The sequence below is a fragment of the Haloarchaeobius litoreus genome, from assembly GCF_024495425.1.
GTDB classification, from domain to species: Archaea; Halobacteriota; Halobacteria; order Halobacteriales; family Natrialbaceae; genus Haloarchaeobius; species Haloarchaeobius litoreus.
In genome coordinates this window covers 720,350-743,257 of the sequence record NZ_JANHJR010000003.1, presented here as the reverse complement: position 1 = coordinate 743,257, position 22,908 = coordinate 720,350, and the positions used below count along the sequence as shown (strand labels likewise).

At 71.2% G+C, this 22,908-nt stretch carries 22 protein-coding genes; 15 read left to right on the top strand and 7 right to left on the bottom strand.

Going from position 1 to position 22,908, the window contains the following annotated elements; genetic code table 11:
* Positions 1-21: 21 nt before the first annotated feature.
* From NOW55_RS16125 to NOW55_RS16110, 4 genes are all read right to left on the bottom strand, one after another.
* On the bottom strand, positions 22-2,001 hold the full coding sequence (locus NOW55_RS16125) for a bacterio-opsin activator domain-containing protein (protein ID WP_256401136.1): 1,980 nt from the start codon (positions 1,999-2,001) through the stop codon (positions 22-24).
* A gap of 51 nt (positions 2,002-2,052) precedes the next feature.
* Entirely contained in the window at positions 2,053-2,301 is a 249-nt protein-coding gene (locus tag NOW55_RS16120) for a ferredoxin (protein WP_256401135.1), read from the bottom strand.
* Positions 2,302-2,362: 61 nt separating this feature from the next.
* Positions 2,363-2,887 carry a KEOPS complex subunit Cgi121 gene (gene cgi121 / locus NOW55_RS16115; RefSeq protein WP_256401134.1) on the bottom strand — a complete coding sequence of 175 codons (525 nt, stop codon included), beginning with the start codon at positions 2,885-2,887 and terminating at the stop codon, positions 2,363-2,365.
* Positions 2,887-5,295 (bottom strand): ATP-dependent DNA helicase, encoded by a 2,409-nt coding sequence (locus tag NOW55_RS16110; protein ID WP_256401133.1) that lies wholly within the window; start codon positions 5,293-5,295, stop codon positions 2,887-2,889. Before NOW55_RS16110 ends, cgi121 begins: the two co-directional genes overlap by 1 nt.
* Before the next feature lie 278 nt (positions 5,296-5,573).
* Between NOW55_RS16110 and NOW55_RS16105 the strand changes: the two genes are divergently transcribed.
* Positions 5,574-6,992, top strand: coding sequence for an MFS transporter (locus NOW55_RS16105; protein WP_256401132.1), 1,419 nt, complete (start codon positions 5,574-5,576; stop codon positions 6,990-6,992).
* A gap of 9 nt (positions 6,993-7,001) precedes the next feature.
* Here the strand turns inward: NOW55_RS16105 and NOW55_RS16100 are convergent, their stop codons facing one another.
* On the bottom strand, positions 7,002-7,421 hold the full coding sequence (locus NOW55_RS16100; protein ID WP_256401131.1) for a hypothetical protein: 420 nt from the start codon (positions 7,419-7,421) through the stop codon (positions 7,002-7,004).
* 82 nt (positions 7,422-7,503) lie between these two features.
* Between NOW55_RS16100 and NOW55_RS16095 the strand changes: the two genes are divergently transcribed.
* Entirely contained in the window at positions 7,504-8,805 is a 1,302-nt protein-coding gene (locus tag NOW55_RS16095; protein WP_256401130.1) for an oxidoreductase, read from the top strand.
* 144 nt (positions 8,806-8,949) lie between these two features.
* A complete protein-coding gene (locus tag NOW55_RS16090; protein ID WP_256401129.1) occupies positions 8,950-9,102 on the top strand; it encodes a hypothetical protein in 153 nt (50 codons plus the stop codon).
* Between the two features lie 15 nt (positions 9,103-9,117).
* On the opposite strand, the gene NOW55_RS16085 is transcribed toward NOW55_RS16090, so the two are convergent.
* Complete coding sequence (locus NOW55_RS16085; RefSeq protein WP_256401128.1) at positions 9,118-9,792, bottom strand: rhodanese-like domain-containing protein; 675 nt, start codon at positions 9,790-9,792, stop codon at positions 9,118-9,120.
* Between the two features lie 361 nt (positions 9,793-10,153).
* Between NOW55_RS16085 and NOW55_RS16080 the strand changes: the two genes are divergently transcribed.
* Positions 10,154-11,284 (top strand): MFS transporter, encoded by a 1,131-nt coding sequence (locus tag NOW55_RS16080; protein ID WP_368407782.1) that lies wholly within the window; start codon positions 10,154-10,156, stop codon positions 11,282-11,284.
* 76 nt (positions 11,285-11,360) lie between these two features.
* A complete protein-coding gene (locus tag NOW55_RS16075) occupies positions 11,361-11,708 on the top strand; it encodes a TRAM domain-containing protein (protein WP_256401127.1) in 348 nt (115 codons plus the stop codon).
* 127 nt (positions 11,709-11,835) lie between these two features.
* On the opposite strand, the gene NOW55_RS16070 is transcribed toward NOW55_RS16075, so the two are convergent.
* Positions 11,836-13,047, bottom strand: a complete 1,212-nt coding sequence (locus NOW55_RS16070; RefSeq protein ID WP_256401126.1) for an MFS transporter — start codon at positions 13,045-13,047, stop codon at positions 11,836-11,838.
* Positions 13,048-13,212: 165 nt separating this feature from the next.
* On the opposite strand from NOW55_RS16070, the gene NOW55_RS16065 reads away from it, so the two are divergent.
* The 10 genes from NOW55_RS16065 to NOW55_RS16020 all read left to right on the top strand — a co-directional run bounded on the left by NOW55_RS16065 (position 13,213) and on the right by NOW55_RS16020 (position 22,887).
* Positions 13,213-14,973: a right-handed parallel beta-helix repeat-containing protein gene (locus NOW55_RS16065; protein ID WP_256401125.1), complete on the top strand. Its 1,761-nt coding sequence runs from the start codon at positions 13,213-13,215 to the stop codon at positions 14,971-14,973.
* Positions 14,974-15,120: 147 nt separating this feature from the next.
* A complete protein-coding gene (locus NOW55_RS16060; protein WP_256401124.1) occupies positions 15,121-16,092 on the top strand; it encodes a Na+/H+ antiporter subunit E in 972 nt (323 codons plus the stop codon).
* Positions 16,089-16,382, top strand: coding sequence for a monovalent cation/H+ antiporter complex subunit F (locus NOW55_RS16055; protein WP_256401123.1), 294 nt, complete (start codon positions 16,089-16,091; stop codon positions 16,380-16,382). The genes NOW55_RS16060 and NOW55_RS16055 overlap by 4 nt, the downstream gene beginning before the upstream one ends.
* Entirely contained in the window at positions 16,379-16,690 is a 312-nt protein-coding gene (gene mnhG / locus NOW55_RS16050) for a monovalent cation/H(+) antiporter subunit G (protein ID WP_256401122.1), read from the top strand. Before NOW55_RS16055 ends, mnhG begins: the two co-directional genes overlap by 4 nt.
* Positions 16,687-17,223: a DUF4040 domain-containing protein gene (locus tag NOW55_RS16045; RefSeq protein WP_256401121.1), complete on the top strand. Its 537-nt coding sequence runs from the start codon at positions 16,687-16,689 to the stop codon at positions 17,221-17,223. The genes mnhG and NOW55_RS16045 overlap by 4 nt, the downstream gene beginning before the upstream one ends.
* 2 nt (positions 17,224-17,225) lie before the next feature.
* The gene (locus NOW55_RS16040) at positions 17,226-17,729 is read left to right on the top strand and encodes an MnhB domain-containing protein (RefSeq protein ID WP_256401120.1); all 504 of its coding nucleotides are present in this window, start codon (positions 17,226-17,228) and stop codon (positions 17,727-17,729) included.
* Positions 17,726-18,085 carry a cation:proton antiporter subunit C gene (locus NOW55_RS16035; RefSeq protein WP_256401119.1) on the top strand — a complete coding sequence of 120 codons (360 nt, stop codon included), beginning with the start codon at positions 17,726-17,728 and terminating at the stop codon, positions 18,083-18,085. The genes NOW55_RS16040 and NOW55_RS16035 overlap by 4 nt, the downstream gene beginning before the upstream one ends.
* Positions 18,078-19,610, top strand: a complete 1,533-nt coding sequence (locus tag NOW55_RS16030; RefSeq protein ID WP_256401118.1) for a proton-conducting transporter transmembrane domain-containing protein — start codon at positions 18,078-18,080, stop codon at positions 19,608-19,610. The genes NOW55_RS16035 and NOW55_RS16030 overlap by 8 nt, the downstream gene beginning before the upstream one ends.
* Positions 19,611-19,615: 5 nt before the next feature.
* Positions 19,616-21,187, top strand: coding sequence for a complex I subunit 5 family protein (locus NOW55_RS16025; RefSeq protein WP_256401117.1), 1,572 nt, complete (start codon positions 19,616-19,618; stop codon positions 21,185-21,187).
* The gene (locus NOW55_RS16020) at positions 21,184-22,887 is read left to right on the top strand and encodes a proton-conducting transporter transmembrane domain-containing protein (protein WP_256401116.1); all 1,704 of its coding nucleotides are present in this window, start codon (positions 21,184-21,186) and stop codon (positions 22,885-22,887) included. Before NOW55_RS16025 ends, NOW55_RS16020 begins: the two co-directional genes overlap by 4 nt.
* The last annotated feature ends 21 nt before the right edge of the window (positions 22,888-22,908 follow it).

The following is a 22,908-nucleotide window of genomic DNA, read 5'->3' as shown; positions in this document are numbered from 1 at the left end:
CAGTCCGTCCGCTGGTGGCGCTCAGGGCCGGTCGAAGAACTCGCCGACCAGTTTGCGCTCGGCCGCCCGCAGGTGCTGGTGGTACGTCGAGCGGGCGATGCCCATCGACTCCGCGAGGTCGTCGCCGCTCGTCGGGCGCGGCCACTCGAAGAAGTCACCGAAGTACGCCCGCTGGAGCGCGGTCAGCTGCCGGTCGGTCAGCTCCTCCTCCAGCGCGGCGATGAACTCCTGTTTCGTCGTCGCGGCACGCTGGCGCTCGCGGTACGCGCCGAGACTGACGCCGTCGAACGCCTGCTCGACGTTGTCGACGACGGTCCGGGCGTTGGCCTCCCGGGGGAGCTCCACCTCGACGGTCGTCGTCTCCGGCGACGCCTCGATGCCGGTCACGTCGCCGCCGTACTCCGCGAGCGTCGAGAGCAGCCCCGAACTGCCGATGCTGAACTCGACGAGCGAGATGCCTCCGTTCCGGGTGATGACCTTCGCCGAGGCCACGTCGTCGTGCTCCTCGGCGATCTCGACGACGCTGTCGGGGTCGTCCGACTCCACGGTGAAGAACATCCCGAGCGTGTCGTCGTCCCGGTACACGGACCCCGCGTACGAGAGCGTCGCGTCCGCACGCTGGGCAACGTCCACGAAGAACACCGACCGGTCGTCGACGTGGAACGAGAGCTCGACGATGTCGTCCGCGGTCAGCGTGCGCCGCGTCTCCGCCGCCGACACCGCCGTCGCGACCATCCGGCCGAGTGCGGCGAGGATGGCCACCTCGCGCTCGTCCAGCGCCTCCGCGTCCGAGGTGTACACCGTCAGCACACCGTAGCGGGCGTCCCGGTACACCAGCGGGATGGCAGCCAGCATCTCGCATTGCTCGTCGGTCCGGGCCGCGTGCCACGCCGCTGTCGGGATGTCGTCGACCGAGGCGACCTGCACCTCGCCCGTCTCGATTGCGCGGGCCACCGGGCCGTCGCTCCGGCCGAGTTCGAGAGCGTCACCCTCCGCGCTCCCGCCGACGATGGCGCTCGGTCGGATGCTGTCGTCGGCCAGGTCCGGTTCGCCGATCCACGCGCAGGTGTACGGGTCGGTGTCCGCGAGCAGTTCGGTGACGTTCCGCTCGATGGCCGCCCGGGTCGTCGACTCGACCAGCGCCCGGGTCGTCTCCTGGACGACGCCGTTCACCCGGTCGAGCAGGTGTTCGAGCCCGGCGCGCTCGGTGTCCAGCATCGCGGCGCGGTGCTCGGCCGTGCGCTCGGCCTCCACGCGGTCGGTCACGTCCGTCTGGAAGCCCACGAAGTGTGTCACCTCGCCCGCGCTGTCCCGGACCGGCGCGATGTCCACACGGTTCCAGAAACGTTCGCCGTCTTCCGTGTAGTTCACCAGTTCGACCGACTCCGAATCCTGGGCCTCGATGGCGTCGCGGAGCGCCTTGATCGCCGCGGGGTCGGAGTCCTCGCCCTGGAGGAACCGACAGTTCTTGCCGATCGCGTCCTCGCGCTCGTACCCCGTCAGCCGCACGAACGACTCGTTGACGTACACCAGCGGAATGTCCGGCGCGTTCGCGTCCGCGATGGTGATGCCGACGGGTGCCTCGTCCAGCGCCCGTTCCTTCAGCCGGTCGGTCCCGGTCCCGGCGTCGAGACACGCGCTGACGCGCTCGCACAGCCGGTCCTCCCAGTTGCCGGTCTTCCGCCGCACGTAGCCGTCCACGCCCGCCGCGACTGCCTGCTCGGCCACCCGTTCGCTCCCGACCGCCGTACACAGCACGACCGGCACCTGCCCGTGGACCGTCCGAACCGTCTCGAGCAGCTCCACCCCGGTCGCCTCGCCCAGGTCCTGCTCGGTCACGACACAGTCCGGCACCGCCCGTCCGATGGCCGAGAGCGCCTCGTCGTCGCTCCCGGCGATCTCGAGGTCCACCTCGTCCCCGACCGCCGCCAGTACAGTCGCCGTCTCCCCGGCCCGGTCCTCGTCGCCGTCGACGACGAGGATCCGGGGCATCGCACTCATGTATACTCGTATCGAACTCCCACCCTAAAGCAGTTGTCAGTCGTTCGCACGCTACGGGACGAGCTGCTCGCCGTCGTCGTCGTACACGACGATGGCGTCGACCGGACACGACCGCGCCGCGAACTTCGCGTCCAGCTCCTGACCCTCCGGAACCTCGCGGACGAAGACGTCGTCCTCGACCTCCTCACCCCCCACGAGGTCCGCCTTCCCGTCGTCGGTGTCCTTCTCGAAGCCCTCGCCCCACTCCGCCACGCACTGGAACATCCCGATACAGGTGTCCCGGTCAAACTCGACTCGCATGGGCTGGGCTTCGTCCGAGCCGGGTATATGGTTGACGGGCCCCGGTCCCGGACACCTGCCCCTACTTCTCGACGACGAGCAGCGACACCCGCTCGCGGACGAGTTCGGAGAGCGAGGCGGCGGTCGCGGTGCGTTCGGCGTCTGTAATCCCGAAGAACTCGCAGATGCGTGCCTCGTCGGTCGCCGTCCCGAGCACCGCGTCGTCGGTCCACTCGGCGGCGAGTGCGTCCGCCGCGGCGGCCTCACGGTCGTCCGTCTCGAACGGGTCGCCCGGGAACGCGCCGACGACCACGGCGACGACCGGCACAGCCTCGCCCTCGCTCACCCCGAGTTCGAGTGCGCGGGAGATCTGCCGGCGGCCCGCGGCGTACAGCAACATCTCGACGCCGGGGTCCCGGGCGATGGCGTCGTCGCGCCGCCACGCTCTGGCCGCGCGGTCGACCGCGGTGCGGAGGTGGGCCTCGTCGACGACGTATCTGGCGTCGAACGCCTGGACGACGCAGTCGTGCTCGTCGGCGACCGAATCGAGGAACGCGAGGAACTCGTCGACGTCGGCGACCGTCGTCCGGCCCTGGATCACCCGCATCAGAAGTCACCCAGGCTGGTCTGGCTCTGCGGTTCCTCGTCCTGGTCCTCCGTACCGGTCGCGTCGCCACCGTCGCCACCGTCGCCGTCGGCGACCACCTCGCTCGCCGGGTCGACGCCCTCGACGGAGGGGTCCTCGCGGCCGGCGTTCTGCATGATGGTCTCGGCGGTCTTCGGCCGGTCGCCGAGCGCGGCGAGCACGACCGACTTGTCGACGGTGCGGAGGGCCTCCCGGTCCTCGATGCCGGCGTCGTAGAGCCGCCGGGCGCGCTTCCGGCCGACCTCGCGGACGGAGACGAGTTCGAGCAGCTCCTCGCGGACGCCGTCCTGCACCCGTTTCTTCGCCTCGCGGACGCCGACCGTGACCGGACCGGGGAGGTCGAGCTCGCCCGCGATGCGCTCGGTCGCGCCGAGCAGCCACTCCGCCGTCTCGACCTTCCCGCGCAGGTCGCCCGGACCCACGTCGTAGCGCTCGGTGATGCGGTCCTCGTCGACCTCGTCCGCCCAGTCCTCCAGCATCCGGGCGGTCTTGAGTGCGGAGAGCCAGTCCTCGAAGCGGTCCTCCTCGTACTCCGTCGGCGCGGGGCCGAGCAGCTCCGCCTCGCGCTCGTAGAACACCTCCGTGTACTCCTCCCGGTCGCCGGATTTCAGGTAGAGCTCGTACATGTCCGGCGTGCGCGAGAGCAGCTGGTAGAGCCCGAGCGGCGTCGGCTTCTCGACGCCGGCGTCCGCGGCTGCCGGCGCTTCGCCATCGCCGTCGTCGGCCACACCATCCTCGTCGCTCCGGGTGAACGTCTGGAAGCCCGCCGTCGTCTCCTCGGCCTCGAACTCGGTCGTCGGCTCGCTCGCGCCCGCGATGGACTCCAGCCCGTCGATGATGGTCGCCGCGCTCATCGGGTCGAGGTAGAGCATCGAGACGGTGTAGCCGACGTTCGTCGCCGCGAGTTCGTCGCCGTCGCGCTCGACGAAGCCGTTCTGGACGAGGTAGTCGACGACGCTGTCGGCCACCCGCTCCAGCCGGCCCTCCTCCGTTGACTGGCTGGCGTAGAGCGTCTGTTCGAGGAACGAAAGCAGCCCCTCGCGGGTCCGGGCGAAGCCGGACGCGATGGTCGCGAGCACGTGGGTCCGCATCGCCGGCTCGACCGCCAGCTTCGACCGGACGTCCTCGGGCTCGGCGTCGACGTACCGCTCCTGGAGCTCCTCGATGTCCTCGTGGCTGTTCGCGAGCAGCACCGCCTCGCCGTAGGGGTCACGGCCGGGGCGGCCCGCCCGACCCATCATCTGGTGGACCTCGAGCACCGACAGGGGCTGCATCCCGGTGCCGTCGTAGCGTCGCCAGTCCCGCACGACGACGCGTCGGCTCGGTGTGTTCACGCCCGCGGCGAGCGTCGGTGTGGCCGAGACGACCTTCAGTTTGCGCTCGCGGAACGCGTCCTCGACGAGCTGGCGGTGCTCGCGGGCGAGCCCGGCGTGGTGGAACGCCGCACCCTTCGCAACCGCGTCGGCGAGGTCGTCGCTCGTCTCCGCGTCGCTCACGCCACGGATCTCGTCGGCGAGGTCGGCGAGGGTCTCCTTCGTCTCGCTATCGAGGAACGGCTCGACCACGTCCCCGAGCCGACGGGCCGACGCCTCCGCGTTCCGGCGGGAGTTGACGAACACCAGCGTCGAGCCGCCCTCCGAGAGCGTGTCCCGGACGAGGCCGGCGGTCTGCTTCTCGCCGTTTCGCACCGGCACCTCCCGCTTGCTGTCGTTCTCGAAGTGCAGCGCCTGTCCGTAGTGGACTCCCTTCCGGAGCTCGATGGGTCGCCAATCCGAGTCGACGAGCTCGGCGTCGAGCCACTCCGCGATGTCCTCGGCGTTGCCGACCGTCGCGGAGAGGGCGACGACCTGCAGCCCGGGGTTGGTCTGCCGGAGCTTCGCGAGGGTGACCTCCAGCGTCGGCCCCCGGTTCCGGTCGTCGATGAGGTGGACCTCGTCGGCGACGACGCAGGTCAGGTCCGCCAGCCACGGCGCGCCGTTGCGCACCAGCGAGTCGACCTTCTCGCTGGTCGCCACGACGATGTCCTTCTCGGCGAGCCAGCCGCCGTCGGACTCGTAGTTGCCCGTCGTGACCCCGACGCTCACGCCGAACGCCTCGAACGCCTCGAACTCCGCCTTCTTCTCCGACGCCAGCGCGCGCAACGGGACGATGTAGAGCGCCTTCCCGCCGCGCTGGACCGCCGACAGCATCGCCAGCTGGGCGACGAGCGTCTTCCCAGAGGCGGTGGGGACGGAGGCGACGAGGCTCTGCCCGTCGGTCACTCCCGCTTCGACGGCCTCGGCCTGCGGCGGGTACAGCTCCTCGATGCCCTGCTCGTGGAGCTGGTCGACGAAGGCCGACGGGACTCCCGGCACGTCCGCTGTCTTCATCTACCCTCCCTTGGCTCCTGTCGTGGTTTAAACTGTCGTGTTCGGGTGGTCGGCCGGTGAAGCCGGGTCGTGTGTCGCAGCGTGACACACCGGCCCCAGTTCTTTATACCACACCGTCCACGGTCCACTCGAACCGTTACATGACTCGCCGGCATCTCGGCCGTCCGGTGTTCGACCCCCGCTCGCCGCCTGCTTCCATCGCGGCCCGATAGCTGCAGCACTCGGGTTCGCCTCGCTACGTTCCGTAGCCGCAGTGTCCCACTCGAACACAGACACAGATGCCGACAGCCTCCGAGTCGCCGGCGACGAGCCGCGACTCACACGACGCAGAATCGCAGACAGACGACGCATCGCCGACGCACGAACCATCGACGACCGACCCCGGCTCGTCGACCGACCCAGAACCGCCCGCCGACCGACAGCCGTCGCTCTGGCGCAACCGCGACTTCCGGCGCTTCTTCGCCGGCCAGTTCGTCACCAACGCCGGCGACAGCCTCTACACCGTCGCCGTCCTCTGGCTCGTCTTCGAGCTGAGCGGCTCGACGGTGCTGACCGGTATCGCGAACTCGATGCTGCTGCTGCCGTGGCTCCTCCAGATACTCGCCGGCCCCATCGTGGACCGCCTCCCGCTCAAGCCCGTGCTCGTGGGCTCGCAGCTCGTCCAGGGCGTCGTTGTCCTCGCGCTGCCGCTCGCGGCCGCGACGGGGAACCTCAGTGTCGGGGTCATCCTCGCCGTCGTCCCCCTGCTGGTGCTGTCGACGCTGGTGATGGCACCGATGCAGACGACGCTGCTGCCCCGCATCGTCCCCGAGACGCGGCTCTCGAACGCCAACTCCGCCCTCGCGACGGTCACGCTCGGACTGGACATGGTGTTCGACGCGCTCGGCGGCGCGTTCATCGCCGTCTTCGGCGCGACGACGCTGTTCCTGTTCGACTCGGTGACGTTCGCGCTCGCCGCGCTGCTGTTCGCCGGTATCGGGCTCTCCGGCGACGCGGCGGAGACCGACGATGAGACGACGACGGGCCGTGACGAGTCCGTCCTCGCCGGCTACCTCGACGACCTGCGTGCCGGCATCGACACCCTTCGCGGGACCGTCTTCGTCGAGCTGATACTCATGACCGCCGTCGCGAACTTCGCCATCGGCGTGACGCTCGCCATCCTGCCGTCGTTCGGCAGCGGGCTCGGCGGCCCCGCGATCTACGGCCTGCTGCTCGGCGCGCTCGGCATCGGCCGGCTTATCGGGTCGGTCGTCGCCCCCTACCTGGAGGACGTCCAGTACGGGAGACTGCTGCTCGTCGGCCACTCGCTGGGCGCGTGCTGCTGGCTCGCCGCCGTCTACGCGCCGACGCCCGCGCTCACCGTCGTCCTGTTCGGCCTCTCGTGGGTGCCCGCCGGCGCGAGCGGCGTGCTCACGGCGACGCTGAACCAGACGGTGTTCCCGAAGGACCTGCTCGGCCGCGTCTCCTCGGTCAAGGGGACCGCCTCCGGGGCAACGCTGCCGCTCGGCTCGCTCGTCGGCGGCGTCGTCGCCGCGGTGCTGGGAACGACGACGACCATGGGCCTCGCCGCCGTCGGCTTCGGGTTCACCGGGCTCTACACGCTCTTGCGTCCGCGGATTCGGCGGCTGCCCTCGGTCGCCGACGCCGACCCTCCCGCGTTCGACGTGGCGGTGGCAGGTGACGGCGACGGGGAGTAGTCCCCCGAACTACTCGTAGGTCGACTCGGTCGGCCGGCAGGTGTCCTGCTTCCCGATTCGACTGACGTGACTCTCCCGAATCGTGATGACGGGCCGGGCCTGCCGACAGCCCTCGAAGTCGAACCACGCGTCTGCGGGGACGGCTGTCTCGTCCTCGTCGGAGTACGCGAACACCCGAATCGGACCGGTGTCGACGATATCCTCGCGTTCGAGCCGGCCGTTCGCCGGCACGGTGTACGTCTCCTCGAACAGCGTCGTCCCCTCGGTGTCGGTGACACGCACCCAGAGTGGACGGCTGGCATCGTCCCCGTTGACGACGAGGAGATCGGTCGGGGGATAGGATTCGAAGAAGCCGAAGCAGCCACCGACGCCGACGGCGACGGGCAGCGCGCTGGCCCGGAGGAGGGCACGTCGAGAGAGCTGGACCATACCGACAGCATCGAGATATGTCGAGTTAGTTCTTGGTGCACCACCCCACGGGTTTTCCTCGTTCGCCCCCGAACCTCCACCCATGCCGACGCTGGACGACCCGGTCGACGTCGGGTCGCTGACCCTCCCGAACCGGCTCTACCGCGCGCCGCTGCTGGAGTGCGCGGGCAACGGTGACGGCGCGGTCGACACCCTCATCCAGGATTTAGAGCCGGGAGCGGCGACGGGCGCGGGTCTGCTCTGTCAGGGCGCGACCATCGTCCGGGGCGAGGGCGGCTGTGCCGCGCCGGGGATGACCCGGGTCCACGACCCGGAGTTCGTCGCCGAGCTCGAACGCCTGACGGGGCGAATCCACGAGCATGGGAGCCACATCTTCTGCCAGCTGGAACACGGCGGCCTGCGGAGCATGGAGACGTGGCACGCCGGCTACCGCGCCGAGCATCCAGCCCTCGACCAGCTCGCCGTCTCGCGCCCGCCGTGGCAGCTCCGGCTGCTGGACCGGCTGGGCTTCCTCGACTTCTCGCCGCACGTCCTCTCGACGCGGGAGGTCCGGGAGCTGGCGCGGGACTTCGCCGTCGCGGGGGCGCGGGCCATCGACGCGGGCTACGACGGCGTCCACGTCGCCGGGGCGAACATGGGCATCGTCCAGCAGTTCCTCTCGCCGTTCTACAACCGGCGCGACGACGAGTTTGCGGACGGCGTGCGCTTCCTCGAACTGGTCCACGACGAGTTCCGCGACCGGGCGGGCGACGCGCCGCTGGTGACGAAGGTCCCCGTGGAGACGCCGAGCCCGCCCGTGGTTCGGCGACGTATCGACGGCGACGACGCGGTGGTCATCGCGGAGCGGCTGGCCGAGATCGGCTACGACGCGCTCGCGCCGGTCGAGACCTCGGTCGTCTGGGACATGAGCATCGTCCGGGGGGAGTACCCGGCCCGGGCGTGGGGCGAGTCGTCGCTCCAGCCGGCGTACCACGAGGCGTTTGGGGGGCGATTCCGGACCGAGGCGGTGAAACTCGGGAACAGGGTCGAGTCGCTGTTCTACGGCTTCGAGCCGGCGTGGAACGCGGACGTCGCCCGGCGCATCCGCGACGCCGTGGACGTGCCCGTCATGCTGGAGGGCGGCATCAGGGAGCGTGGACGCATCGACCGCCTGCTCGGGGAGTCGTGCGACCTCGTCGGGATGGCGCGACCGTTCTACGCCGAACCGCGGCTCCCGGCCCGGCTGCTCGGTGACGTGCCCGACACGACCGGTGCGCTCTGTGAGAACTGCAACAACTGCACCGTCCCGCAGGTGACCGACGAGCCGGGCCGGTGTCGCACGCCGAGCGTCGTCCGCGAACGCGCCCGCCGCGAGCGCGACGGCGAGTACGAGACCGGCCGCTGAGGCTTGGCGAGCCGGAATATCCCGGGTCCAGCCGTGCTGTTCGGCTACAAACCTTATGATTGTGCAGTCCGCAACATCGTGTACACCATTCACATGGGGTCGATTTCAGCGGGCGGGCGGCACCATACGGGGGTTCGATAAGCCATGGCACAGTGTAACGTCTGCATGGAGGACATCGACGAGGAAGCAGAGACGCACATCGAGGTCGTGAAACCGATGGAGTACAAGGGCTCGACCCAGCAGATACGCCACTACTACTGCAGCATCTCCTGCCTGCTGGAGCAGGCACAGGGGTAGCGCGGCGGTCCGGATTCAGGGACCGGTGACCAGTCCGTCGGCCAGCCTGCCGAGCGGTGCCTCGACGGTGTACGACGGCGTCGACAGCGTCAGCACCGTCTCCTCGGTGATGTCGGCGAAGCGGACGTGGACGGTGTACGAGCCGTCGTCGGCGATGGGTGCGGCCTCGTCCTGGTCGGACGCGAGGTCGCGGACCCAGGCCATCTCGCCGGCGTCGTTCGGGTCGGTCTCGCCGCTGATCTCGTAGAACGCGGTGCTCGACCGGCCGGTGATGGGGTAGCCGCGGTCCACCCACTCGTAGAACCCCTCGTCGATGACGTGCACGTCCGAGTAGCCGTTCTGCTGGAGGTGTGCGGCCCGCATCGCGGAGAGGTGGTGCGGGCAGCCGCAGTAGCAGACGATGCGGGTGTCGGGGTCCCAGTCCATGACCGGGTCGTCGGGCCCGCCGGGGCTCGACGCCGGACTGCTCACGGCGTCGACGATGTGTGACTGCTCGTACTGCCCGGTCCCGCGTGCGTCGACGAACCTGGCGGACTCCGCCTGGTGCCAGTCGTGGGTCTTGTCGACGGGCTGGAGCGTGATGGTCTCCCCGTCGACGACGGTGACGTTTCCGTTCCCCCCTGCGAGACAGCCCGCGAGGCCGGCCGTGCCGAGGGCGGCCGAGCTCGCGAGGAACGTGCGGCGGCGCATGGGCGGCGCTAGGCACTCGATGCGAATAGCGATGTTGGTCTGCCGCTCCCCCTTTGTTTCCACTGGAGAACGTGGTACGATGAGACGAACTGGGTCCAGTCGAACCAGCAGAAAGTGTCGTTCTGGCCGGTGGGTGGGGCTGCGTGCCGTCGGCCCGCTCGTCGACGGCGGGACACGACTATGTGTCCCGTGAGCAGTCCGCACGACAGCTTGATACGGTGGCCGGGGGAATCGGTGTGGCGTGTCCACGACCGACGGTTCCGACGATGCGGAGACGCCCGACGACACGGCCGGCCCGGGGGACGGCCCGGCCGTCGCCAGCGAGCGCGCTCGCCGGGGACTGCTCCTCGGCGCGAGCGTCATGTCCGTCTCGCTCGGAGCGTACGAGCTCGCGCCGGCGAGCGTGACGACGCTCATCCGGCAGTCCCTCGACATCGGCCCCTCCGCGGCCGGGCTCATCGTCAGCGTGATGTTCGGCACCGCCGTCGTCGCCAGCATCCCCGTCGGCGTCGTCCTCGACCGGACGAACTCCCGGTACGCGGTGGCCGTCGCGGTCGGCCTCCTGCTCGTCGCCGGCGTCTGGGGCTGGTACGCCGCGAGCGCCGGCTCCTTCGCGATGGTGCTCGCCTCGCGCGTCCTCGGCGGGCTCGCATACGTCGTCGTCTGGAACGCCGGCATCGACGTCGTCGGCCGGTCGTTCGAGGCGGAGCGGCAGGCGACCGCCGTCGCGACGTTCACCGCCAGTGGCCCGGTCGGCTTCGCCGTCGGGCAGGCTGCCGCACCGGTCGTCGCCGAGGCGTTCGGCTGGCCCGCCATCTTCCCGGCGTTCACCGCGCTCTCGGTCGTCGGCCTCGCGCTCTTCTGGCCGACCAGCCGGGGGAGCGGCCGCGCGAGGGACACGCGGACGCCGACGTTCGCGGACCTCTCGCGGGTCGTCACCGACCGGCGCGTCTGGCTCGTCGGCGTGCTCGGCTTCCTCGGCTACTCGCTCTACCTGTTCGTCAACAGCTGGGCACCCTCCTATCTGACCGACGAACTCCGGCTCTCGCTCGTGGTCAGCGGCGCGCTCTCGGCGCTGTTCCCCGCGGTCGGCGTCCTCTCGCGCATCAGCGGCGGCGTGCTCTCGGACCGGCTGTTCGACGGCCGCCGCCGCCCGGTCGTGCTGGCCTCCTTCGCGGTCGCGACGCCGGCCGTCGCCACGTTCACCTTCCTGCCGACCGTGCCGCTCGTCGTCGCCGCGCTGTTGGTCGCCGGCTTCGCCATCCAGCTGTGTCTCGGCCTCGTGTTCGCCTACGTCCGCGAGCTCGTCGAGCCCGCGGTCGCCGCCACCGCCGTCGCGTTCCTGACGAGTGTCGGGCTCGCCGGGGCGTTCCTCGCACCCATCGTCGGCGGCGCGCTCATCGACGTGACGAGCTACGATGTCGCGTTCCTCCTCGCGGGACTGCTCGGCCTCGTCGGCGTCGCGGTGGCGTGGCGCGCCCCGGAGCCGTGACCGACGTCGGCACCGCCACCCCTGACCGAGGCACGTACCGCCAAGCTATTTCCCGACGGGTGGCGACCACGCGTCCATGCAACAGCTCTACATCGCCGGTGGCGCAGCAGCCGTCGTGCTCCTCGTCGCCGTCGCGGTCGTACTCCGGCGACGCGGTAGCAGCGACGCCCGTGAGTCAAGGCGTGCCCACGAGTCGGCCCAGCAGCGCGACGCGCCGGTCGACATCGGCGACACCGTCGAGTTCGGCATCACCGAGTTCACCGACCACCACTCCGGCGAGCGCGTCGCCGTCGGCAAGGTCGAGGGGTTCGTCGTCTTCGCCGAGGACGTGCCGTCGGGAGCCGCTGTCGGCGACGTGATTCGGGTGAAGATCACGTCGTTCAACCGCGGCGGCACCTCTGCCGACGGCACCGTCGTCGGGTAGGGCGAGACCGCTTTTCTGTCGACTCGCGAACATCCTGGTCTGTCCACGAACCGCGCCGCGGGCGTCCTCCACCGATTGGCCCGGCGGCGACGCCATCGACGGCTGGGACGGCGTGGACTGACCACCCCTACCGCCGCCCGCCGGCGAGCTTCGAGGCGGCGGCCGACCCGCGGAGCCGGAGCATCGACAGCGTGCCGACGAGGGGCCCGAGCGCGAGCGGTGCGAACGCCCATCGCCAGCCGACCACGCCGACGAGTACGGGAACCAGCTGGATGGAGACGGTGGTCAGCAGGAAGCCGATGGCGGTCTGGAGCGTCAGCGCCGTCCCGACGTAGGACTCCTCGGCGAGCTCCGAGACGGCCGCCGAGAACTGCGCCGAGTCGGCGACGATGGCGACGCCCCAGACGAGTACGAACGGGACCAGCAGGACGAGCGACGAGCCGAACACCAGGCCAGCACCGAGGCAGGCGACCCCGCTGACGACCATGCTCGCGCTGGTGACCGAGGTGCGGCCCAGCCTGTCGGCGGCCGACCCGGCGAGGACGGCACCCAGCCCGCCGACGCCGATCGTCCCGAACGCGAGCAGCGAGGCGAGGCTGGCGGACTCGCTGCTCCCGCCGCCCGCAGCGAGGCTCGCGACGAGGTAGGCCGGAATCCACGTCCAGACGGCGTACAGCTCCCACATGTGGCCGAAGTAGCCGCCGTTGGCCAGCATCGTCTCGCGGTCCCGGAGGATGCGGCCGATGGCTCCCGGGTCGAAGGGGGCCGCCGGGGCCTGGTACGGCCCCGGTTCGACCAGCAGCACGAGGAGGCCACCGACCGTCGCGAGCGCGGCTGCACCGTAGAGGACGACCCGTGGCTCCCCGACGCCGCCGAGGGAACGGAGGAGGTGGGGAAGTGCCGAGCCGACGGTCAGTGCTCCCACCATGGTACCGATGGCGAACCCACGACCCTCCCTGAACCAGCCGGCGAGCAGCTTCATCCCCGGCGGGTAGACGCCGGCGAGTGCGACACCGGTCAGAAACCGCAGGACGATGGCCGGTACCGCGCTGGTGACGACGCCCGCGATGAGTGCCGTACAGGCCGCGCCGCCGACGGCTGAGGCGGCGATGAGGTACCGCGGCCGGACGACGTCGGAGAGCGTGAGGATGGCGGACAGCAGCGCGCCGACGACGAACCCCAGCTGGACCGCGATGGTGAGCCACGCCGTCTCGGTCGCCGTGAGCCCCCACTCGGCGGCCAGTTCGGGGGCAGCGGCGCTCGCACTGAACCACAGCGACATGACCAGGAGCTCTCCCGCCGCCACCACCAGCAGGACGCGGCGTCTGCGAGACAGCATTCAGTTCGGTACGTTGGAGCCGCCGGACTATAGCCTCCACTCACCCGGGGGTGAGTGCCCCACCGCTCGTCGTCCCGGTGACATGACGGTCGCGACCGGTGGCGATGTGTCATCGGGGTGCCAGTCGGCAAGAAACGTTAAGCCCGCACATATCACTCTACAGTCATGGATTTCTCGCGACGGGAGCTGCTCCGGGCCGGCGTCCCCCTCACGATGGTCGGTCTCGCGGGCTGTAGCTCGAACGGTACCGATGGTTCGTCGGGTGCGTCGACGACGGCACCGCCGACGCAGGCATCGACGACGCAACGACAGACCACACAGTCGACGACACAGCAGCAACAGGGAACCGACACCACATCGGACTCGGCCTGCGAGTCGCCCGTCGAGGTCTCGGGCACCATCACCGAGGACACCACCTGGGACTGCGACCGGTACCGCATGAGCGGCGACGTGACCGTCGCGAACGGCGCGACGCTGACGGTCGACAGTACGGTCGTCGATACGGCGGCCGACACGCTGCTGTCGGTCGGTGACGGGGCGACGCTCGTCAGTACCGGCACGGAGGAGTTACCCACCGTGTTCCGCAGCGAGACCCACGAACCGGGGAGCTGGAAGGGTATCGAGGTGACCGCGGGGAGCGTCGAGGCATCGTTCGACAACACCATCATCCGCTTCGGCGGGGCCGGCGGCTGGGCGAACGTCTACCTCCAGAACGGTGCGACGGCGGCGTTCCACAGGTGCATGTTCGACCGCTCGTCGACGTTCGGGGTCCACGCCGAGGCGAACACCGGCTTCACGTCGTTCTCGGACTGCTCGTTCCTCGACAACCCGTCTGGGTCGATGCGCATCCCGGCGACGGCCCTCCCCGACCTCGAACTCTCCACGACGTACACCAACAACCACCTCCCGGGGAAGGTCGTCGTGGACCACGAGACCGTCACGCAGGACTCGGTCTGGCCCGCCATCGACGCGCCGTACGTCTTCCCGGAGGGGGCGACCATCGAGGCCGCGGTGGCGGTCGAGGCGGGTGCGCTCTGTCGGTTCGGGCAGGGAGCGCTGCTGTCGGTCGAGCGGGGCGGTATTCTCGACGTACGCGGGGAGGCAGCGTCGCCGGTCAGGTTCGTGGGCGAGCAGACGGGGACGCCCGGGTTCTGGCGGGGCATCGAGATCGTCTCGAACGACCGGAACAGCCTCTCGAACACCCTGGTCGCCGGCGGCGGTGCCGACGGCTGGGCGAACGTCTACGTCCAGAACGGCGGGCGGGTGTCCATCGACAACGCCAGTCTCGTCGACTCGGCCACCTACGGACTCCACGCGGAGGCGAACACGACCCTGCCCACGTTCGAGGGGGCCGGTTTCACGGGCAACCAGCAGGGCTCGATGCGGATTCCACTCCCCAGCCTCGGCCAGGTCGGCCCGGACACGGTCTTCCTCGACGACGACGGCGAGAACCGCATCGAGGTCGCCGACGAGGCGGTCACCCAGGCCGCCGACTGGAACCTGCCCGACGTCCCGGTTCACTTCCCGGGGAACGGTCGCATCCGGGCCGACGTCACCGTCGACCCCGGCGCGACGTTCACCTTCGCACAGGGCTCACTGCTCTCCGTCGAGGAGGGCGGGAGCCTCGGTGCGGACGGCAACCCAGACGGCCCCATCACCTTCCGGGGTGACGCCGACGTCCCCGGCTTCTGGTCCGGCATCGAGTTCGCTTCGCTGAACCCCGACAACCGGCTGGACAACTGCGAGGTCGCCAACGGTGGCAACGGCGGCTGGGCGAACGTCTACGTCCAGAGCTCCGAGATGGCGACGGTGGAGAACTCGACGCTCCGGGACAGCTCGACGGCGGGCATCATCGCGGAGGACGGCTCCAGCCTGACCGAGTCCGGCAACACGTTCTCCGGGAACGCCGACGGCCCCATCGCGTAGGGTGCCGCGTCGGTCCGGGTCGCTCACCGGGTCCGGTCGGCTGGTAACCACCTGGACGGCATCCAGCAGTCAGTCGGTCGTCACGGCGCATGCTATCTGCTAACAACAGTAATGGTTGCGGCTCGCATCACATCGGATACGTAGCGCATGCCCCAGGTGCCCGAGCACGAGCCACGGGTTCTGGCCGTCGTCACCGCGCCGGCGACGGCCGACCGGACCGTCGAACACGCCCTCCGTGAGGGACGGGACGCCCGCGCGGAGTCGGACGGACCGGTCGCCGTCGAGGTGCTGGTCCTCGCGCCCGACGAGACGACCGGCGAGGCGACTGCGCGTCGCGTCGAGACCGCGGTGTCGGCGTTCGACGGACTGGACGCGCCGGCACCGCAGGTCAGCACGGTGGTGCCGGGTGCGGGGGCGGATTCGACGGACGCACTGCTCGCCCAGCTCGACGGGCGACGGGTCACCAGACTCGTTCTCGCCGCGGACAGCGAGCTCGCGGTCGAGCGGCTCCGGGACCGGCTCGGCGTCGGAGCGGTCGAACTCGTCGGCGGCGAGCCGCCGGGCGGCCGACGTTCGCTGGTCCACGCGGGCGGCTGGCGTCGGTACGCCACCGTGTTCGCGCTCTCGTACCTGTTCTACCTCGCCATCGGTGGGTTCGTCGGCGGACTCGACCTCCTGACCGGCGCGTTCAGCGCGGCCGTCGTCGCCCTCGCGCTGTCGTCGGTCAGCTTCGTCGACGCGCCGACGCGCCGCCGGACCGTCCCGCGCGTGGCACGAACGGTCGCCTTTCTCCCCGTCCTGCTCTGGGAGGTCGCGAAGGCGAACGTCGCCCTCGCGGTCGTCATCCTCCACCCGCGACTGCCGATCGACCCGTCGGTGGACGCGCTGGAGACGGACACCCGGGAGGACCTCGAACGGATGGTGCTCGCGAACAGCATCACGCTCACGCCGGGGACGCTGACGGTCGACGTTCAGGACCGGACGTTCCTCGTCCACTCGCTGACCGCCGAGAGCCGAGAGAGCCTCGAATCGGGGCGGCTCCAGCGGCTCGTCTCGTGGGTGTTCCACGGGCGGGGAGCGGATGCGGAACCGACCGATGACGGAGGGAAGGACCCGTGACGGCCCTCGAAGTCGGCGGCACCATCCCGACGACGCTGCTCGCGACCGCCGTCGCGCTGCTCCTGCTCGCGCTCCTGTTCGCCTACCGGGCCGCGGTCGGGCCGACAACGCCGGACCGGGTCGTCGCTGTCAACGCCATCGGGACGACGACGGTCGTCGTCATCGCGCTGGTCGCCGGCGCGTTCGACCAGCCGGGCGTGCTCGACGTGGCGCTGGTGTACGCGATGCTCAACTTCCTGCTGAGCCTCGGTGTGGCGAAGTTCGCGGCCGAGCGGGGTGGGTCGGTGTGAGGCCGGCCGTCGTCGCCGTCGTCGCGCTGGCCGCCGCGGGCGTGTTCTTCTCGCTCGTCGCCGCCGTCGGCGTGCTCCGGCTGCCCGACGTGTACGCCCGGGCCCACGCCACCTCGAAGAGCGACACGCTGGGTACCGGGCTCGCGCTCGCGGCCGTCGCCGTCGTGCTCGACTCCGGCGTCGCACGGTTCAAGCTCACCCTGCTGGTCGTGTTCGTCCTGCTCACCAACCCGGTGGCCGCCCACGCCATCACCCGAGCCGCGCACGTCCAGGGCATCCCGGCGTGGGAACGGGAGGACGACGGATGACCGACCTCGTCCTCGCCGGCGTGCTCGTCGGCTTCCTCGTCGTCGTTGCCTGCGTCGTCGCGCTCCTGCGGGACACGCTCGCCGCGACGGTCGTCTTCGCCGCGTACAGCCTCGGGATGTCGATCCTCTGGGTCGTCCTCCGTGCCCCGGACGTGGCGCTCACCGAGGCGGCCGTCGGCGCGGGCGTCACGACCTCGCTGTTCCTCGTCGCCATCGTGAAGACCGGCCGGCCGGTCGGCGAGGCGTCGTTCGTTCGCGGCGTCCACCTCCGCTCGCTCGTCGGCGCCGTCGCCGTCGCCGTCGCGCTCGGCCTCACGATCCCGTCACTCCCGGCCGCCGGCGACCTGTCCACGCCCGCGTTCCGGCGCGTCTCGCCGTACTACCTGGACCGTGCCGTCACCGACTTCGGCACCGAGAACGTCGTGACGGCGGTCCTCGCCGGCTACCGCGCGTTCGACACGTTCGGCGAGGTGACCGTCGTCTTCGCCGCCGGCGTCGCGGTGCTCGTCGTCTTCCGGAAGGAGGTGCTCTGAGCGTGGGCGGCGACACCGACGGGACGGTCGGCGGACCCCGCGAGAGCGTCGTCGTCACGAAGGCGGTCCGGCTCGTCGCTCCCTTCGTCTTCACGTTCGGCCTGTTCGTCACCTTCCACGGCGCGAGCAGCGTGGGCGGCGGCTTCCAGGGCGGCGTCGTCGTCGCCTCGGTGGTCGTGACCATCGCCTTCGCCTTCGGCGTCGACCAGACCGCGCGCTGGCTCGACCGGGCGGTCCTGACGACGTGTGGGACCCTCGGCGTCGTCGCCTTCGCCGCCGTCGCCGTCGGTCCGCTCGCGTTCGGAGGGACCCCGTTCGAACTCACCGCCTACCCGGGCGCGAAGGGGCCGCTCTACGCCATCGAGGTCGTCGAGGTCGGCATCGGCGTGACCGTCGCCGCGACCGTCGTCGTGCTGTTCTTCGAGATATCGGGTGGCTTCGACGGTGACGGCGAGGCTGGTTCGGAGGACGGGAGCCCACCCGAAACGGCGGGGGACGGCGGATGATCGACGTCCTCCTCGCCCGGCTCCCCTACGTCGGGTCCGTCGTGCTCGTCGCCGTCGGGCTGTTCGTCCTCGTCGACGACGAGAACCTCGTGAAGAAGGTGCTCGGGCTCAACGTGTTCCAGACCGGGGTCTTCCTCCTGTTCGTCACGGCGGCCTACCGGACCGGTGCGGACCCGCCCATCGTGACCGCCGACGGCGGGCCGTACGCGAACCCGCTCCCGCAGGTGCTCGTGCTCACCGCCATCGTCGTCGGCGTGAGCGTCACCGCGGTCGCACTGGCGCTGACCGTCCGCATTTACCGGGAGTACGGCACGCTCCGCGAGGACGTCCTCCGGGAGGAGCTCGCCGATGAGTGAGCTGCTCGTCGGACTCGTCGTGCTCCCCATCGTCGGGGCCGTGCTCGCCTCGGTTTCCAGCTGGGTCCACCCGCGGAGCGGCTGGCCGCTCGCGGCCGCGACGCTCGCGGTCCAGACCGTGCTCGCGCTCTGGGTGACCGCGCTCGTGCTCGGCCGGGGTCGGCTCGACCACGCGGTCGGGAGGGTCCCGCCCCCGTTCGGCATCGAGTTCGTCGCCGACGGCGTCTCGACACCGTTCGTCGTGCTCGTCGCGGGCGTCTCGCTCGCGCTCGCGGCGTACACCCGCGTCGCCGGGCCGCGCTCCGGGCCGTTCTACGGGCTCTACCTGCTGCTCGTCGCCGGGCTCACCGGTGTCTGCGTCACCGCCGACGTGTTCACGCTCTACGTCTTCCTCGAGATCTCGGGGCTCGCGGCGTACGCGCTCGTCGCCCGCGCCGAGGGTGGACCCGCAGCGCTCGCGGCGCTCCAGTACCTCCTCCTTGGGACCGTCGGCGCGACGTTCTATCTGCTCGGCGTCGGCTACGCCTACGTCGCGACCGGGACGCTGAACATGGCCGACATGGCGACGCAGCTCCCACACGGGTCGCCGCTCGCCGTCGCCGCCTTCGCCGGCATCGGCGTCGGACTCGCGGTGAAGATGGCGCTGTTCCCCCTGCACGTCTGGCAGCCCGACGCCTACGAGCACGCGCCGTGGGCGGTGAGTGCGCTGCTCTCGGCGCTCGTCTCGACCGTCGCGGGGTACGCGCTGCTCCGGCTGACCTACACCGTGTTCACCGTCGGCTTCCTCGCGGCCAACCCGCTCGTCGACGACGCGATTCTGCTCGCCGGCTGCGCAAGCGTCGTCGCCGGCGGCGCGCTCGCCTATCGCGCGTCGTCGGTTCGGCGCGTGTTCGCCTACTCGTCGGTCGCCCAGTTCGGGCTCGCAACGGTCGGCATCGGCCTCGGGACGGTGCCCGCGCTCGTCGGCGCGATCGTCCAGCTGCTCGGGCACGCCGTAATGAAGGGCGGGCTGTTCGTCGCCGCCGGCGTCGTCGCCGCCCGGACCGGCGCGACGAGCGTCGACGAGTACGCCGGCGTCGGCGCGCGGACGCCCTGGGCCGCCGGCTCGCTCGTCGTCCTCGGCCTCGGCATGGTCGGCCTCCCGCCGACGGTCGGGTTCGTGGCGAAGTGGTACCTCGCCGTGGGTGCGGTCGAGGCCGGCTCGTGGCCGGCCCTCACCGTCGTCGTCGGCAGCACGCTGCTGTCGCTCTCGTACTTCGGCCGGCTCCTCCAGCAGCTCTCGCTCGGCGACGGGGAGGAGCGCCCCGGCACGCTCCCGGTCGGCGACGGGGTGGGCGGCGCAGACGCCACGGGCGGGCACGGGTCCGTCTCGACGGACGGTGCCGGGGACGATCCAGCCGCGATATCGCTCGGGATGCGCGCCGTCGCCGTCGGCGCGGCGGTCGCCACCGTCGTCCTCGGCGTCGGTGCCGTCGCCGTCGCCTCGTTCGCGGAGCCGACCGTCGTCTCCCTGCTGGAGCCGTGACTCCCATGACCACCGAATCGCTCCTCCCGGTGCTGGCGGTCGCGGTGTCGGCAGTCGCGGTCGTCCTCGTCCTCCTGAGCGGCGACCGGCCGTCCCTGCGCGAGGCGTGGACGTTCGCTGCGGCGCTGACGAAGTTCGGGGCCGTCCTCGCGCTGGTCCCGGGCGTCCTCCGCGGCGTCACCTACACCAGCCCCGGCCTCGCGTTCGTCCCCGGCGTCCGGCTCGTGCTCCGGGTGGACGCCCTCGGCGCGCTGTTCGCGCTGCTCGCGAGCGGGCTCTGGCTCGTCACCAGCCTCTACAGCGTCGGCTACGTGCGCTCGCTCGACGAGGCCCACCAGACCGGCTACTTCGCCGCGTTCGCCGCGAGCCTGAGCGCGACCGTCGGCGTCGCCTTCGCCGGCAACCTGCTCACGCTGTTCGTCTTCTACGAGCTGCTCACCGTCGCGACGTACCCGCTCGTCGTCCACAAGCGGACCGCCGAGGCGTGGCGGGCGGGCCGGACCTACGTCGTCTACACGCTCGCCGGCGGCGTCGCCATCCTCGCCGGCACGGTGCTCGTCTCCGCCGTCGCCGGGACCACGACGTTCGCGCCGGGTGGGCTGGCGGGCGTGCTGACCGCCGACCCGCTGGTCGCCCGGGCTGCCTTCGCGCTGCTCGTCGCGGGCTTCGGCGTCAAGGCCGCGCTGTTCCCGCTCCACGGCTGGCTGCCCCAGGCAATGGTCGCGCCGACGCCCGTCTCGGGGCTGCTCCACGCCGTCGCCGTCGTCAAGAGCGGCGCGTTCGGCATCGCCCGCGTCGTCCTCTACGTGTTCGGCCCCGACGGCGTCCGGGCGTTCAACGTCGGCGTCCCGCTCGCGGCCGTCGCGGCGGCGACGATGGTGCTCGCGGCCGTCCTCGCGCTGCGCCAGGACCGGCTGAAGCGGGGGCTCGCGTACTCGACGGTGAGCCAGCTCTCCTACATCGTGCTCGGGCTGGCGGTGCTGACGCCGACGGCGGTGCAGGGCGCGCTGTTGCACCTCTCGGCGCACGCCCTGCTGAAGCTCGTCCTGTTCTTCTGTGCCGGCGTCGTCTACTGCGAGACGCACGTCGAACGCATCGACGAGCTGGCCGGCATCGGGCGACGACTCCCGGCGACGATGACGCTGTTCGCGGTCGCCAGCGCCGGGCTCGTCGGCTTCCCGCTGGTCGCCGGCTTCGTCAGCAAGTGGTACCTCCTGACCGGGCTGTTCGCCGGGGGTGACCTCGTCCTCGCCGGCCTGCTGCTGCTCGCCGGCCTGCTCAAGCTGCTGTTCTTCTGGCCCATCGTCTCGGCGGCGTTCTTCGGCGAGTCGGGGGGCGACGGGGCGACGGCAGCGACGGCGACGCTGCACGCGGACGGGGGCCACGAGGGCGACGCCGGGTCCGCCCACGCGCACCGCCACGACTGGGAATCCCGCACCTGGCGCACCGAGACGGACTGGCGGCTGCTGCTCCCGGTGGCCGTCGCGCTCGTGCTCGCCGTCGTCTACGGCATCGCCCCGACCGAGCTGCCGTTCTACGAGCTCGCGACCCGCGCCGCGGAGGTGACGACGGGATGAACCTCCTGACGGCGGTTCCACCGGGCGTCGTGCCCTTCGGCCTCGCCCTCGTCGTTCCGCGGCTCCCCCGGCGCACCGGTACGGCGCTGGCTGTCGTCGCGTCGCTGGCCACCGCGGGCTGGCTCCTGCTCGTCCCGGCGGGCGCGCACGTCCCGGTGGTGCTGTTCGGTTTCGACGCGGTGCTGTTCCACGTGGACCCGTACTCGCGGCTGCTCGGCGCGACGTTCGGACTCGTCGCCGCCGTCGCGGTCGCCTTCACTGTCGCGACCGACGGGGACCGGCGGCAGGTCGCGCTCGCGCTGGCGTACGTCGGCGCGGGGATGGGTGCGACCCTCGCCGGCGACTGGCTCAGCCTCGTCGTCTACTGGGAGCTGATGGCGGTCGCCGCGACCGTGCTCGTCTGGCACCACACGAGCGACCGGCGCGCCGGCTTCCGCTACGCCGTCTACCACGAGGTCGGCGGGCTCGTGCTCGTCGCGGGCGTGCTGCTGCACTACGCCGAGGTGGGGACGTTCCTGTTCGGGGACGGCGTCATCGGCGGGCTACCCGCGCTGCTGGTCGCACTCGGGATCGGGCTGAACGCGGGCTTCCTCGGGCTGCACGTCTGGCTCGTCGACACCTACCCGACGACCCACGTCGCGACGAGCGTCGTGCTCGCGGCTGTGACGACGAAGGTCGGCGCGTACGCCATCGTCCGGGCGTTCCCCGACGGCCACGTCGCGCTCACCTACGTCGGTGCGGCGATGGTGCTGTTCGGCGTCACGTTCGCCATCCTCCAGACGGACGTGCGCCGGCTGCTCAGCTACCACATCGTCTCGCAGGTGGGCTACATGGTCGCGGGCTTCGGGGCCGGCGCGGGCCTCGCCCGGAGCGGTGCGATGGTCCACCTGGTGAACAACATCCTCTACAAGAGCCTCCTGTTCATGGTCGCCGGCGTGCTCGTCCACCGGACCGGCCGCGAGGGCCTGAAGAAGCTCGGCGGACTCGGGCGAGCCATGCCCCTGACCGCCGGCGTCTTCCTCGTCGCGGCGCTCTCGATCTCCGGCCTGCCGGGGTTCAACGGCTTCGTCAGCAAGGGGATGGTCCTCGACGGCGTCGAGGCGACCGGCCCGTCCCTGGTGTGGTACGCGCTGCTGGTCGGCGGGGTCGGGACGGTGATCTCGTTCGCGAAGTTCGGCTACTACGCGTTCCTCCACGGGGACGCTGGGGACGGGGACGCACCCGCCGACCTCGCCCCGGGAGAGCTGGCCACACTCGGCGGGGTGGCCGCGCTCTGCGTGCTGTTCGGCGTCGTCCCGTCGCTACTGCTCGACGTGTTCCCCGCAGCGGTGGTCGCCGACGCGAAGCCGTTCTCGCCCTCGCAGTTCCAGAAGGCCGGCGCGGTGACGGCCGCCGGGCTCGTCGGCTTCGCGGCGCTCCGGCCGCTCCTGGGGCGAACCCCGCCGACACCCGACCTCGACTCGGTGTACCACCCCGCTGGCCGGGCGCTCCAGACCGCGAGCGTCGGTCTCGCGGGCGCCGTCGAGGACGCGACGAACCGGGCCGGCGGCGTCCTCCAGCGCGGACTCTCGTCGCTACTGGCCGGGGAGACCGACGCACCCTCGCCGCCGACGGTCGACCGGGCGAGCCGGACCATCGGCCTCGGCGTGCTCGCCAGTGCCCTCGTTCTGGCGCTCCTGCTCGCGGTACTCGTGCTCTGAGTCCCGTGTACGTGCCGCCTA

Coding starts and splice junctions, on each gene's coding strand:
- NOW55_RS16125 (WP_256401136.1), bottom strand. CDS start 2,001: ATGAGTGCGATGCCCCGGATCCTCGTCGTCGACGGCGACGAGGACCGG.
- NOW55_RS16120 (WP_256401135.1), bottom strand. CDS start 2,301: ATGCGAGTCGAGTTTGACCGGGACACCTGTATCGGGATGTTCCAGTGC.
- cgi121 (WP_256401134.1), bottom strand. CDS start 2,887: ATGCGGGTGATCCAGGGCCGGACGACGGTCGCCGACGTCGACGAGTTC.
- NOW55_RS16110 (WP_256401133.1), bottom strand. CDS start 5,295: ATGAAGACAGCGGACGTGCCGGGAGTCCCGTCGGCCTTCGTCGACCAG.
- NOW55_RS16105 (WP_256401132.1), top strand. CDS start 5,574: ATGCCGACAGCCTCCGAGTCGCCGGCGACGAGCCGCGACTCACACGAC.
- NOW55_RS16100 (WP_256401131.1), bottom strand. CDS start 7,421: ATGGTCCAGCTCTCTCGACGTGCCCTCCTCCGGGCCAGCGCGCTGCCC.
- NOW55_RS16095 (WP_256401130.1), top strand. CDS start 7,504: ATGCCGACGCTGGACGACCCGGTCGACGTCGGGTCGCTGACCCTCCCG.
- NOW55_RS16090 (WP_256401129.1), top strand. CDS start 8,950: ATGGCACAGTGTAACGTCTGCATGGAGGACATCGACGAGGAAGCAGAG.
- NOW55_RS16085 (WP_256401128.1), bottom strand. CDS start 9,792: ATGCGCCGCCGCACGTTCCTCGCGAGCTCGGCCGCCCTCGGCACGGCC.
- NOW55_RS16080 (WP_368407782.1), top strand. CDS start 10,154: ATGTCCGTCTCGCTCGGAGCGTACGAGCTCGCGCCGGCGAGCGTGACG.
- NOW55_RS16075 (WP_256401127.1), top strand. CDS start 11,361: ATGCAACAGCTCTACATCGCCGGTGGCGCAGCAGCCGTCGTGCTCCTC.
- NOW55_RS16070 (WP_256401126.1), bottom strand. CDS start 13,047: ATGCTGTCTCGCAGACGCCGCGTCCTGCTGGTGGTGGCGGCGGGAGAG.
- NOW55_RS16065 (WP_256401125.1), top strand. CDS start 13,213: ATGGATTTCTCGCGACGGGAGCTGCTCCGGGCCGGCGTCCCCCTCACG.
- NOW55_RS16060 (WP_256401124.1), top strand. CDS start 15,121: ATGCCCCAGGTGCCCGAGCACGAGCCACGGGTTCTGGCCGTCGTCACC.
- NOW55_RS16045 (WP_256401121.1), top strand. CDS start 16,687: ATGACCGACCTCGTCCTCGCCGGCGTGCTCGTCGGCTTCCTCGTCGTC.
- NOW55_RS16035 (WP_256401119.1), top strand. CDS start 17,726: ATGATCGACGTCCTCCTCGCCCGGCTCCCCTACGTCGGGTCCGTCGTG.
- NOW55_RS16030 (WP_256401118.1), top strand. CDS start 18,078: ATGAGTGAGCTGCTCGTCGGACTCGTCGTGCTCCCCATCGTCGGGGCC.
- NOW55_RS16025 (WP_256401117.1), top strand. CDS start 19,616: ATGACCACCGAATCGCTCCTCCCGGTGCTGGCGGTCGCGGTGTCGGCA.
- NOW55_RS16020 (WP_256401116.1), top strand. CDS start 21,184: ATGAACCTCCTGACGGCGGTTCCACCGGGCGTCGTGCCCTTCGGCCTC.